Consider the following 12382-nt stretch of genomic DNA (forward strand, 5'->3'; position numbering starts at 1 on the left):
GCGAACAACGGTCTGAAGAACGTCAACGGTTCGATCGCGATGGCGCGCACCAACGATCCGCATTCGGCGACGGCGCAATTCTTCATCAACGTGAACGACAACGACTTTCTGAATCACTCGTCGCCGACGCCGCAAGGCTGGGGTTACGCCGTGTTCGGCAAAGTGGTCGACGGCCTCGACATCGTCGAAAAGATCAAGAAGGTGAAGACGGGTTCGAAGGGCTTCCATCAGGACGTGCCGGCGGACGACGTGATCATCGAGAAAGCGGTCATCGTCGAATAAGCAACGGGCCGTGCGTCAGCGGTTGCGGTCGCGGGTTCAGCTGCGGCCCTGGGTTTGGCAACAACACGCTGGCGCACAGCGCGCAGTTCGGCGAAGCATTTAACTGCAACTGAAATCAGGCAACCTTCAATGCTGCAAGAAACGCCGCTGCGAAGCGTGGCCGCGGGCGTGCCGGGTGAGGGCAAACGCCCGCACGGCGCACGCCCGTTGTTCTTCATCTCGGATCTGCATCTGAACGAGGCGATCCCGCACACGGTCGCCGCGTTCGAACACTTCATCCGCATCACGGCTGAAGAAGCCGATTCGGTTTTTATCCTCGGCGACCTGTTCGAATACTGGATCGGCGACGACATGCTCAGCGATCCGTTCGTCGCGCGTATGGCGACGCTCATGCACACGCTGTCCGAGCGCGGCATCGCGCTCTACATCATGCACGGCAATCGCGACTTTCTGCTCGGCAAACGTTTCATGAAAATGGCCGGCGCGATCTGGCTGCCGGACCCGTTCGTGATCACCGCGTTCGGCACGCGCATCGCGCTCGCGCACGGCGACGCGCTGTGCACTGCGGATCGCGGCTATCAACTGTTCAGGCTTTTCGCCCGCAACCGCTTCGCGCAGATGCTGTTTCTTGCATGGCCGTTTCGCTGGCGCCGCAAGCTCGCCGAGAACATGCGCTCGAACAGCGAGCATGGCCGGATGCGGCCGATATCGATCAAATACGATGTGACACCGAAGGCGGTCGCCGCGCTGTTCAACGCATCGAAAGCGGCGACGATCATTCACGGGCATACGCATCTGCCCGCGCGGCATCGCGAGCCGGGGGGCACACGCTGGGTTCTACCGGATTGGGATCTCGACCACGGCGGACATCGCGGCGGATATCTGCGAATCGATGCGGAAGGGATCCGGGCTTTGCCGCTGGATTGACGCGGCCGGGTTGCGCGACGCGCGACGCCTCCTGCGGAACGCCGGCTCCGTTCTTCGTTAGTTCGGGTTCGTCACCCGCCTAGCGCTGCGCCGCCCCTTCCACCCCGCCCGCGATTGCCACGGACAGGCGCCGCAGATCGAGCAAAGCCGCATCCGCGCCCTGCAGCCCTTCGAGACTCGTACCGAGCCGCTCGAGCGCATCGACGATATCGTCGATACGCCGCGACTGCGTGGCAGCGTGATCGATCAGGCCATGGATCGCGAGCGACACCGGATCGTCCGCGTTAGGGGTGATGCCGTATGCGCAGAATGCGCTGGTTTCGCCGCCGCGTTTCGCATCGCGCGCGGCCCGGCTGGAATCGGCACTGGCACCGGCCGTGGCAGCCGAAGCCGCTGCCGGCACGATGATCCGCGCCGGATTGCCGACCGCCGTCCCGCGCGCGGGCACCGGCTTGGTGACGACCGCGTTCGAACCGATTTTCGCGTCGGCGCCGACTGTGAAGCCGCCTAGCACCTTCGCCCCCGCGCCGACGATGACGCCGCGCTCGAGCGTCGGGTGCCGTTTCGCGCCTCGCGTGAGCGACGTGCCCCCGAGCGTGACGCCCTGGTAGATCGTGCAGTCGTCGCCGATCTGCGCGGTTTCGCCGATGACGACGCCCATCCCATGATCGATAAACACGCGTCGGCCGAGCGTCGCGCCCGGATGAATTTCGATACCGGTCAGGAAACGCGCCATCTGTGACACCAAACGCGCGAGCCAGCGACGTTTAGCCTGCCAACACGCGTGTGCGAACCGGTGCAGCACGAGCGCGTGCAAGCCCGGATAACACGTCAGCACTTCCCATGCGCTGCGGGCGGCGGGATCGCGCTCGCGGATCGTGGCGATATCTTCGCGAAGTCTCGTGAACATGACAGGGACTGTGTTGTGGGAGGGAAGACGTCCGCGTGCTTGGGCGTTGCGCTGCGTCGTGCCTGTACATGCGGGGCGCACGCGTTCCGCATTTCGCGCCACGCATCACGGCCAACCTGACGCTTACCACGTCGGCAGCTTTGCTTCGAACGTCTCGTGGATTGTAGGGCGATTGTGGGAACTCTGCCGAAGCCACCGCTGGCAGCAAGGTCGTCGTCAGAAACCTGCCCCGCTTGCGGTGGCACGGCCCAGTCGTCTCACGGCGTTCACCTCTGTCTGACGCGCAGTGACGCTATCAGCCGGTTCGTTTCGTCTTCAGCAGAATGTGCTTGGCGATGCCGCGCACGATGTTGACCTCCTCGCGCTCGAGTCCTGAGCGCGCGAAGAGCCGCCGCAATCGTGACATCAGCTTCTTCGGATTAGCCGGGTCGAGAAATTCCAGCGCGACGAGCGCGCTCTCCAGATGCGTGAACATGCTTTCGATTTCGTCGCTCGCCGCCATCTGCGTGCGCGATCCGGCGGGCTCCGCCTGCCCCGCGCCGGCGGGGTTCACCGCAGGCGCGCCGCCGGCCGTCTCATCGACGGCGAGATACGCGGTGCGCAATTCGTAGGCGAGCACCTGCACCGCCTGCGCCAGGTTCAGCGAGCTGTAGGCGGGATTGGCCGGTATATGCGCGAGCGCGCTGCATCGCTCGACGTCCTCATTCGACAGCCCGGTGCGCTCGTTGCCGAACACCAGCGCGATCTCGCCATGGGCGGCCTGCTCGTGCGCGATGGCGGCGGCCGCGCGCGGCGTGCGTTGCGGCGGCCCGTATTCGCGCAGCCGCGCGGTCAGCGCGATCGACCAATGGACGCCGGCAAGTGCGTCGGCGAGCGTCGGCACCACGTGGACGGAGGCGAGCACGTCGTCGGCGCCGCTTGCCATCGCGATCGCTTCAGGATCGTTCTGCACGTTCGGCAAGCGCGGCGACACCAGCACGAGCCTCGAAAACCCCATGGTTTTCAACGCGCGCGCCGCGGCGCCGACGTTGCCCGGATGACTGGGTTCGACGAGCACGAAGCGCGTCGACGTAAAGCCGCCGCGCAGGTCGGCCACGGCGGGGTCGGATGAATGGTGGGTGTGATCCACGATGAGACTCGGCTGGCTAGGGACGCAATGAAAGCGAAATGAAGACAAAACTGAAGCCGCGTATGGTAGCGCCAAACGGCGGTGGCGCGGAATCGCTCGCACGCCCGGTGGCGCCTGGAACCGGGCAAAAACCCGGCAAAAACTCAGGTAAAATATCGCCTTTCGCGTCCGGCGCCGGCATGGGTGGCATTTGCCCCAGTGCTCCCGCCGAACCGGTCGCAACGTTCTTGTTCAATTCGACTCCGTAGACGGAATGCAATGCGCGCCGGTTATGTCCGGCCACGCGTTCCGTGCTGTTTCCGCGCCCTTGCGGCACCCATCAGCGCAGGTTTCGCGCTTATTTACCGGCAAGCAGCCGCGCTGCCCCGGCACAAGGACCCGTTTATGCATCCCATGCTCAATATCGCTGTGAAGGCCGCGCGCCGCGCAGCCCAAATCATCACGCGCGCATCGCTCGACCTCGACCTGGTGCAGGTCAGCAAGAAGCAGCACAACGATTTCGTCACGGAGGTCGACAAAGCGTCTGAAGCGGCGATCATCGAAACGCTGAAGACCGCGTACCCCGATCATGCAATCCTCGCGGAAGAGTCGGGCAAGTCGGACAACGACTCCGAATACCAGTGGATCATCGATCCGCTCGACGGCACCACCAACTTCATCCACGGCTTTCCGTATTACTGCGTGTCGATCGCACTCGCGCATAAGGGCATCGTCACGCAAGCCGTCGTCTACGATCCGAACCGCAACGATCTGTTCACCGCCTCGCGCGGCCGCGGCGCATTCGTCAACGATCGCCGCATCCGCGTCGCCAAACGTGACCGCCTCGCCGACTGCCTGATCGGCACCGGCTTCCCGTTCCGCGAGCAGGATAGCCTCGAATCGTACGGCCGCCAGTTCGCCGAAATGACCAAAGCGTGCGCCGGCCTGCGTCGTCCGGGCGCCGCCGCGCTCGATCTGGCGAACGTCGCCGCCGGCCGCATGGACGGCTTCTTCGAGCAGGGCCTGAATGCATGGGACGTGGCGGCGGGCAGCCTGCTGATCACCGAAGCGGGCGGCCTCGTCGGCAACTACACGGGCGATTCGGATTTCCTGCACGTCGGCGAAATCGTCGTGGGCAACCCGAAGGTCTACGCGCAGATGATCCCGGTCCTCTCCCGCTACAGCCGTACGCGCCAGCAGTCGGCCTGAAGCGCGCCGCCTCGGCTGGCCGCGCGAGCCACGAATCGTTGTGCGAGAAAGCGGCCCCGGCCGCTTTTTTTGTTGGCGACGCTGCACCGCATGGATGATCATGCTACAAAACCAAAAGCCGTGAGGCGGCCCGATCGACCCGGGCGCAACCTGGCCCATTCTCTGCTCCAAACTTCGCTGACTCCACCCCACCCCCGACCCGCGCGCAGCCTCTCATCCGCTTCATGAAAAAAGGCTTCTACACGATCATTGCCGCGCAGTTCATTTCGTCGCTTGCGGACAATGCGCTGTTGATCGCCGCCATCGCGCTGCTCTCCGTGCTTCGTTCGGCCGCATGGGTCACGCCGCTGCTGCAGATCTTCTTCACGATCTCGTACGTGCTGCTCGCGCCGTTCGTCGGCGCGTTCGCCGACTCGATGCAAAAGCGCCACGTGATGTTCATCTCCAATGCGTTGAAAGCGAGCGGCTGCCTGATGATGATCGCGGGCGTTCATCCGATGATTGCATACGGCGTGGTCGGCTTTGGCGCGGCCGCGTATTCGCCGGCGAAGTACGGCATTCTCACCGAGCTGCTGCCCGCCGCGAAACTCGTGAAGGCGAACGCGTGGCTCGAATCGGCGACGGTGCTGTCGACGATCGTCGGGACGATGCTCGGCGGCGCACTGATCAGCGCAGTCGTCGAGCGCTTCGTCGCGCATGCGCATCTGCCATTGATGCGCTCGGCCGCCGATCTCGCGATGTTCGCGGTGATGCTGACGTACGCGATCGCCGCCGCGATCAACATTTTCATTCCCGATACCGGCGCGCGCTATCCCAACCGTCTGACGGAGCCAAAGAAGCTGGTCAGCGATTTCCATCACTGCTTCCATGTGTTGTGGGCCGACAAGCTTGCGCAGATCGCGCTGTGGGTGACGACGCTGATGTGGGGCGCCGCGGTGACGATGCAGTTGCTGGTGCTCAAATGGGCGAACGTGAACCTCGGGCTGTCGCTGTCGAAGGCGGCGGTGATGCAGGGCGTGACCGGCGTGGGCATCGCGATCGGCGCAGCCAGCGCGGCCGCGCTGATCCCTTTGCGCAAATCGCTGCGGGTGTTGCCGATCGGCGTGCTGACCGGCGCGGTGGCGATTGCGATGGCGTTCTACAACAAGGACCTGTTCCCGCCTGGCGCGGGCCTGCGCCTGGGCTCGCACGTCGCGCCCTTTTACATCCTGCTCGCCTATCCGCTGATGATCCTGCTCGGCGCGCTGTCCGGCTTTTTTATCGTGCCGATGAACGCGCTGCTTCAGCATCGCGGCGCAACGCTGCTGTCGGCCGGTCACTCGATTGCGGTGCAGAACTTCAACCAGAATCTCGCCGTGCTGCTGATGCTGGGCGCGTACGCGCTGCTGCTCACCGCGAAAATGCCGGCGCAATGGATCATTGTCGTGTTCGGCAGCTTCATCACGCTGCTGATGTGGCTCGCGAAGCGGCGCAGCGCCGCCAACGAGCGTACGGTGGATGTGCGAGCGATGGTCGAGGAGTGAATACATGACAGTCCTGCGGCAGTGATTGGATGAGTGGTCTGCGCGAGCGGGTCGACGCGCGTCTTCACGGCAGCGCATGGCCGCCGGATCAGTGATGCTGCCGCCATGCTGGCATCGAGAATCGGCGTTGGGCATCGGCCATTCGGCCAGGGGCCGCTTGCCGCGCCGGCGGGTTAAACTCACGCCCTGAGCATCTACCGCAAGAAGACATCAAGGATGGGCATTCAAACCGCAGCGGCCAACGAGGTCGCACAACACACGCCAATGATGCAGCAGTACCTGCGCATCAAGGCGGAGCATCCGGGTACGCTGGTGTTCTACCGGATGGGCGACTTCTACGAGCTCTTTTTCGACGACGCGGAGAAAGCCGCGCGCCTGCTCGATCTGACGCTCACGCAGCGCGGCGCATCGGCGGGCAATCCGATCAGGATGGCGGGCGTGCCGCATCACGCGGTCGAACAGTACCTGGCCAAGCTGGTGAAGCTCGGCGAATCGGTCGCCATCTGCGAACAGATCGGCGACCCGGCCACATCGAAAGGGCCCGTCGAGCGCAAGGTCGTGCGCGTGGTCACGCCGGGCACGCTGACCGACGCCGCGCTGCTGTCCGACAAGAGCGACGTCTATCTGCTCTCGCTGTGCGTCGCCCATAACCGTCGCGGCGTCGCGACGAGCGTCGGCCTCGCGTGGCTCAATCTCGCGAGCGGTGCGCTGCGGCTCGCCGAAGTTGCCCCCGATCAGGTCGCCGCCGCGCTCGAACGCATCCGTCCCGCGGAAATTCTCGTCGCCGACACCACCGCCGATTCGGCAAGCTGGACCCCGCCGGTCAACGCCGGCGCGCTCACGCGCGTGCCGGCCTGGCATTTCGATATCACCTCGGGCACGAAGCGTCTGTGCGATCAACTCGAAGTGGCAAGCCTCGACGGCTTCGGCGCCCATTCGCTCGGCTGCGCGTGCGGCGCGGCCGGCGCGTTGCTGCTCTACGCGGCGTCCACGCAAGGCCAGCAACTGCGTCATGTGCGCAGCCTGAAGGTCGAATACGAATCCGAATATATCGGCCTCGATCCGGCCACACGCCGCAACCTCGAACTCACGGAAACGCTGCGCGGCACCGAAGCGCCGACGCTGTGCTCGCTGCTCGACACCTGCTGCACGACGATGGGCAGCCGCTTGCTGCGTCACTGGCTGCATCATCCGCCGCGCGATTCGGCGGTGGCGCAAGCCCGTCAGCAGGCCATCGGCGCGCTGCTCGACGCGCCGGCCGGCACCGATCTCGACACGCTGCGCAGCGCGCTGCGACAGGTTTCCGACATCGAACGGATCACCGGCCGTCTCGCGCTGCTGTCGGCGCGGCCGCGCGATCTGTCGAGCCTTCGCGATACGTTCATCGCACTGCCCGCGTTGCGCGCACAGCTCGCGGCTATCTCGCCCAACGCCGATTCGCTCGCGCGCATCGACGCGTCGCTCGAACCGCCGCACGCGTGCGTCGAATTGCTCCGGCACGCGGTCGCACCAGAACCCGCTGCGATGGTGCGCGACGGCGGCGTGATCGCGCGCGGCTATGACGCGGAGCTGGATGAACTGCGCGATATCTCGGAGAACTGCGGCCAGTTCCTGATCGATCTCGAAACACGCGAGCGCGCGCGTACCGGCATCGGCAATCTGCGCGTCGAGTACAACAAGGTGCACGGCTTCTATATCGAGGTCACGCGCGGCCAGACCGACAAGGTGCCGGACGACTATCGCCGCCGTCAGACGCTGAAGAACGCCGAGCGCTACATCACGCCCGAGCTGAAAACCTTCGAAGACAAAGCGCTGTCGGCGCAGGAGCGCGCTCTCGCACGCGAACGCGCACTGTACGACGCGTTGCTGCAATCGCTGCTGCCGTTCATTCCGGATTGTCAGCGCGTCGCATCGGCGCTTGCCGAGCTCGATCTGCTCGCCGCTTTCGGTGAACGCGCCCGCGCACTCGACTGGGTCTCGCCCACCTTCTCGCCGAACGCGGGCATCGACATCGAACAGGGTCGCCATCCAGTTGTCGAGGCGCAGGTCGAGCAGTTCATCGCCAACGACTGCTCACTCGACACCGAGCGCAAGCTGCTACTGATCACCGGCCCGAATATGGGCGGCAAATCGACCTTCATGCGCCAGACCGCGCTGATCGCGTTGCTCGCGTACGTGGGCAGCTACGTGCCCGCGCGGCGCGCGGCCTTCGGGCCGGTCGACCGCATTTTCACGCGCATCGGCGCCGCCGACGACCTCGCTGGCGGCCGCTCCACCTTCATGGTCGAGATGACCGAAGCCGCCGCGATCCTCAACGACGCGACGCCGCAGAGTCTCGTGCTGATGGACGAAATCGGCCGCGGTACGTCGACGTTCGACGGTCTCGCGCTCGCATGGGCGATTGCGCGGCATCTGCTTGCGCACAACGGCTGCCACACCCTATTTGCAACGCACTATTTCGAACTGACACAACTGCCGGCGGAATTCCCGCATGCGGCCAACGTGCATCTGTCGGCGATCGAGCATGGACGCGGCATCGTGTTCCTGCACGCGGTCAACGAGGGACCGGCGAATCAGAGCTATGGTTTGCAGGTCGCGCAACTCGCGGGCGTGCCGAACGCGGTCATCCGCGCGGCGCGCAAGCATCTCGCGCATCTGGAGCAGCAATCGGCCGGGCAGCCCACGCCGCAGCTGGACCTGTTTGCCGCGCCACCGGCGATGCTCGCCGAAGATGCCGTGGACGACTACGGCGCCGACGACCGCAACGCCGACAGCGGGGTCACGCCTGCATCGCCTGCAATGCAGACGCTCGTCGAGCGTTTGCGCGGCATCGATCCAAACAATCTGCGTCCGCGCGAAGCACTCGAGCTGCTGTACGAACTGCACGAACTGGCCGCCGCGCCGGATGCGGACCACTGACAGACCGATGCACCCGTGGGGCCCGCGCGGGTTTCGCGCGGCGCTGCGGCATGCGCGTGCGCTGACCGGCGGTATCGTTTCAGTCGCGGTGCTGTGCACAGGGACTGCGCCGGCGCACGCAGAAGCCTCGCGCTTCGCGTTCGCAGTCGTCGCCGACACGATGCACAGCCCCGCCGACGAAGCGTCCACGCAACGGCTGCTCGATGCGATCGGCCGCGAGCGCGACGTGCGCTTCATCGTCTACAACGGCAATCTGAAAGGGGCTAAGGAAGCTTGTCGCGACTCGCTTTACGAGCGCCGCCACGCGCTGCTCGAAAGCGCGCGGCCCGCTCTCTTCTTCATCCCCGGTCAGCATGACTGGATCGATTGCGCAACGGCCGACGCCGGCGGCTTCGATCCGGTCGAGCGGCTCGACCTGCTGCGGCAAACGCTGTTCGCCGATTCGACGTCGATGGGCCAGCACCCGATCGCGTTGACACGCGAAAGCGAAGTCTCGCGCTTTCGCCCCTACCGCGAGAACATGCGCTGGGTTCTTGATGACAAGGCTGGCGACATCGTGTTCGTCGGTCTGAATGTGCCGGGCCCGAACAACCACTATCTGACTGCGGGCGGGCGCAATGGCGAGTTCGAGGACCGCGTGATCGCGAATGCGTTCTGGCTCGAGCACGCGGGCGAATACGCGAAACGCCGCAATGCCCGCGCGATCGTCATCTTCGTCCAGGGTGACTTCGATCCGCAGCGTTATGAGCGGCCCGAACGCTTCGCATGGTTGCATTTCGCACACAGCTCGCGGCGCGACGGCTTTCTGGAATTCAAGCGCAGTCTCGTCAAACTCGCGCAGACCTTCCACGGACCGGTCGTCGTGGTTCATTCCGACGACGAGCGCGCGGTCGGGGGTTTCGTCATCGATCAGCCGCTACGCAACGACAAAGGCACGGTCGTGACGAATCTCACGCTCGTCGGCATCGCACCGCGCGATCGTCTTAACCAGTGGATTGAGATTGAAGCGGATTTCAGCAGGAGGCCGCCATTTCGCGTGAGCGTACGCGACGTGCCGAAAGAGATGCCACTGCCGACTACGCCGCCTGTGCTGCCGGCCGGGTCGCCGCGCGACGAGCCGGCCGCGTCGATGCCGGCGGCGCCAGAGATGCCCAACGTGGAAGGGTTCGGGCCGGCATCGGAATTGCCGCCGCTATTGCAAACGCCTGGAGAATCGCCGCAGGATCAGTTGCCACGCATCCCGTCCGATCAGGGCGGTGGCGGTTACGGGCCGGCAATCTCGATGCCGCCGGGGTCGATACTGCCGGCCTCGCCTTCGCTGCCTGTGTCGGCGCCTCCAGCCCCCGCAACGGCGGCGCCGCGCACACCGGGCGCCATGTCAGGCGGTCCCGGCAAGCCGGCAAGTTCAGTGGAGGGTGGGTTTTGAATCGTCTTCTTCGTCTTCGTCCTCATCGTCGTCAAGGACTTCGAGGCCGTCCGCGCCATGCGCGTGCTCGTGTTCGATTTCGTCTTCGGTAGCCGGACGCACGTCTTTCACCGTCAGCGCGAAACGCAGTGCCATACCGGCGAGCGGATGATTGCCGTCGAGCACGACTTTGTCTTCCGCGACATCGGTCACCACGTACACCAGCGCATCGATTTCCTCGTCGCCATCTTCCGGCGTGCCTTCGAATTGCATACCGACTTCGAGCGGTTCCGGGAAGCGATCGCGCGGCTCGATCTTTACGAGATCCGGATCGTACTCGCCGAACGCATCTTGCGGTTCGAGCTGGATCTGGGTCTCGAAGCCCGTCTCGTGGCCGTCGAGCTCTTCCTCGATCTTCGGGAACGTGCCATCATAGCCGCCGTGCAGATAGACCATCGGTTCGTCGCTTTCCTCAATCAGATTGCCCTGTGCATCCGATAGCTTGTAGGCGACCGACACGACGGTGTTCTTTGCGATTTTCATTCCATTCTCCAGAATACAACTCACATTATACGATGCCCAGGCGGCCCACTCACCACTCGGTCGAGGCAGCTTCGACACGCAATTCGTCGTCTGTTCCAGAGCCCGTTGTTCCGCCCGCGCCCGACGTTCCCACCGCATTGCTCGGCAATCTGAGCCCATCGCAATTCATGCGCCGGTACTGGCAGAAAAAGCCGCTGCTGATCCGTCAGGCGATCCCGAACATCACGGAACCGCTGTCGCGCGACGAACTCTTTGCGCTGGCCGACCAGGACGAAGTCGAGGCGCGTCTGATCACTCACTTCCGCAATAAATGGCAGCTCGAGCACGGCCCGTTCGCACCCGACGAACTGCCGTCGGCGAAGCAACGCGGATGGACGCTGCTCGTGCAGGGCGTGGACCTGCATGACGACCGCGCGCGTGCGTTGCTCGATCGCTTCCGCTTCGTGCCGGACGCGCGGCTTGACGACCTGATGATCTCGTACGCGAGTGATGCTGGCGGCGTCGGCCCGCATTTCGATTCCTACGATGTGTTTCTTTTGCAAGTAAAAGGCAAGCGCCGCTGGCGCATCAGCGCACAGCAGGATCTGACGTTGCAAGCGGGTCTGCCATTGAAAGTTTTACAGAACTTCGCGCCTGAACAGGAGTGGCTGCTCGAGCCGGGCGACATGCTGTATCTGCCGCCGCATATCGCGCATGACGGCATCGCCGAAGGTGAATGCATGACCTGCTCGATCGGCTTTCGCGCGCCCTCGGAGAGCGAGTTGACCGCCCAGTTTCTCTACCATCTCGCCGAGCGAGGCGAAGCCGCAGGCAAGACAGGCGCGCTCTACCGTGACCCGCGGCAACCCGCGGTCGAGCAGCCGGCCGAGTTGCCCGCGGCGCTGGTCGAACGGGTTGGCGCAATCCTTGCTCGCGTGAGATGGAATGAGCAGGACATTGCGTCGTTCCTTGGCACGTACTTCAGCGAACCCAAGCCGAGCGTCGTCTTCGATCCGCCGCAAAGGCCGCTCAACGAAGCGCGTTTCATCGGTGCCGCATCGAAACAGGGGCTCCGGCTCGATCGGAAGACTAACCTGTTGTATGAACGTCGTTTTTTCTACGTAAATGGAGAACAAACTGCATGGGATGGCGCGAAAAAATGGCTGTTCGATCTCGCTAATCGGCGCTCCATGAGTGCGAAACGCTTTGTAACACTATCGCACGATTCACCGGTGACAGCACTGCTACACGAGTGGTATTGTGCGGGCTGGATACAGGTGGGCGAGCTTGCGTAGGTCTTCCCGCCTGCTATACCGTACAGCGAAATTTTGTATGAGAAAGACAACGTATTGACCCCGGATTTATCGACTGTCAGTACGAAAGTGCCTATAATTTCCGCCCAAGCCGTAGGGAAGATTTCAGCTCGTCGAGAGAGTATCTCCACCAGCGGCCCAGGTCGGTGTTGGAGCACATTACCGGTTTTATTTTGCGCTGTTGCTTACCTTTAAACCATAAAAGGACGTGATCATGAAGAAATCCCTCCTCGTAGCATCCCTGTTGGCAGCTGTGGCACTGGC

Annotated in this window: 11 protein-coding genes; 7 read left to right on the plus strand and 4 right to left on the minus strand. The window is 64.0% G+C overall.

The annotated features are described in order from the left end of the window. On the plus strand, nt 1–282 hold a 282-nt coding region (locus VGH68_RS22855), incomplete at its 5' end, for a peptidylprolyl isomerase (RefSeq protein WP_331605986.1). A gap of 129 nt (nt 283–411) precedes the next feature. Continuing rightward, nucleotides 412–1209: a UDP-2,3-diacylglucosamine diphosphatase gene (locus VGH68_RS22860; protein WP_331605987.1), complete on the plus strand. Its 798-nt coding sequence runs from the start codon at nt 412–414 to the stop codon at nt 1207–1209. Between the two features lie 79 nt (nt 1210–1288). Here VGH68_RS22860 and cysE read toward each other — a convergent pair whose 3' ends face one another. The 3 genes from cysE to VGH68_RS22875 form a co-directional block, all read right to left on the minus strand. Continuing rightward, nucleotides 1289–2119: a serine O-acetyltransferase gene (gene cysE / locus VGH68_RS22865; RefSeq protein WP_331605988.1), complete on the minus strand. Its 831-nt coding sequence runs from the start codon at nt 2117–2119 to the stop codon at nt 1289–1291. 295 nt (nt 2120–2414) lie between these two features. After that, the gene (locus VGH68_RS22870) at nt 2415–3248 is read right to left on the minus strand and encodes an RNA methyltransferase (protein WP_331605989.1); all 834 of its coding nucleotides are present in this window, start codon (nt 3246–3248) and stop codon (nt 2415–2417) included. A 16-nt stretch (nt 3249–3264) separates the two neighbouring features. Beyond that, a complete protein-coding gene (locus tag VGH68_RS22875; RefSeq protein WP_331605990.1) occupies nt 3265–3483 on the minus strand; it encodes a hypothetical protein in 219 nt (72 codons plus the stop codon). Between the two features lie 149 nt (nt 3484–3632). On the opposite strand from VGH68_RS22875, the gene VGH68_RS22880 reads away from it, so the two are divergent. The 4 genes from VGH68_RS22880 to VGH68_RS22895 all read left to right on the plus strand — a co-directional run bounded on the left by VGH68_RS22880 (nt 3633) and on the right by VGH68_RS22895 (nt 10304). Beyond that, nucleotides 3633–4436 (plus strand): inositol monophosphatase family protein, encoded by an 804-nt coding sequence (locus VGH68_RS22880; RefSeq protein ID WP_331605991.1) that lies wholly within the window; start codon nt 3633–3635, stop codon nt 4434–4436. Between the two features lie 224 nt (nt 4437–4660). After that, complete coding sequence (lplT, locus tag VGH68_RS22885) at nt 4661–5959, plus strand: lysophospholipid transporter LplT (protein WP_331605992.1); 1299 nt, start codon at nt 4661–4663, stop codon at nt 5957–5959. 216 nt (nt 5960–6175) lie between these two features. Beyond that, nucleotides 6176–8878 (plus strand): DNA mismatch repair protein MutS, encoded by a 2703-nt coding sequence (gene mutS, locus VGH68_RS22890; protein ID WP_331605993.1) that lies wholly within the window; start codon nt 6176–6178, stop codon nt 8876–8878. Continuing rightward, nucleotides 8865–10304, plus strand: coding sequence for a hypothetical protein (locus VGH68_RS22895; RefSeq protein ID WP_331605994.1), 1440 nt, complete (start codon nt 8865–8867; stop codon nt 10302–10304). The genes mutS and VGH68_RS22895 overlap by 14 nt, the downstream gene beginning before the upstream one ends. Here the strand turns inward: VGH68_RS22895 and VGH68_RS22900 are convergent. Next, nucleotides 10284–10826: a peptidylprolyl isomerase gene (locus tag VGH68_RS22900; RefSeq protein ID WP_331605995.1), complete on the minus strand. Its 543-nt coding sequence runs from the start codon at nt 10824–10826 to the stop codon at nt 10284–10286. The genes VGH68_RS22895 and VGH68_RS22900 overlap by 21 nt on opposite strands. A 32-nt stretch (nt 10827–10858) precedes the next feature. Here VGH68_RS22900 and VGH68_RS22905 point away from each other — a divergent pair, with 32 nt between their 5' ends. Beyond that, entirely contained in the window at nt 10859–12100 is a 1242-nt protein-coding gene (locus VGH68_RS22905; protein ID WP_331605996.1) for a cupin domain-containing protein, read from the plus strand. The last annotated feature ends 282 nt before the right edge of the window (nt 12101–12382 follow it).

It is taken from the genome of Paraburkholderia sp. (assembly GCF_036488505.1).
Taxonomy (GTDB): domain Bacteria; phylum Pseudomonadota; class Gammaproteobacteria; order Burkholderiales; family Burkholderiaceae; genus Paraburkholderia.

What these genes read in the sequence shown, in the direction of transcription:
- lplT (WP_331605992.1), top strand. Translation starts at nt 4,661, where the DNA reads ATGAAAAAAGGCTTCTACACGATCATTGCCGCGCAGTTCATTTCGTCG.
- VGH68_RS22860 (WP_331605987.1), top strand. Translation starts at nt 412, where the DNA reads ATGCTGCAAGAAACGCCGCTGCGAAGCGTGGCCGCGGGCGTGCCGGGT.
- VGH68_RS22895 (WP_331605994.1), top strand. Translation starts at nt 8,865, where the DNA reads ATGCGGACCACTGACAGACCGATGCACCCGTGGGGCCCGCGCGGGTTT.
- VGH68_RS22880 (WP_331605991.1), top strand. Translation starts at nt 3,633, where the DNA reads ATGCATCCCATGCTCAATATCGCTGTGAAGGCCGCGCGCCGCGCAGCC.
- cysE (WP_331605988.1), bottom strand. Translation starts at nt 2,119, where the DNA reads ATGTTCACGAGACTTCGCGAAGATATCGCCACGATCCGCGAGCGCGAT.
- VGH68_RS22905 (WP_331605996.1), top strand. Translation starts at nt 10,859, where the DNA reads ATGCCCAGGCGGCCCACTCACCACTCGGTCGAGGCAGCTTCGACACGC.
- VGH68_RS22900 (WP_331605995.1), bottom strand. Translation starts at nt 10,826, where the DNA reads ATGAAAATCGCAAAGAACACCGTCGTGTCGGTCGCCTACAAGCTATCG.
- mutS (WP_331605993.1), top strand. Translation starts at nt 6,176, where the DNA reads ATGGGCATTCAAACCGCAGCGGCCAACGAGGTCGCACAACACACGCCA.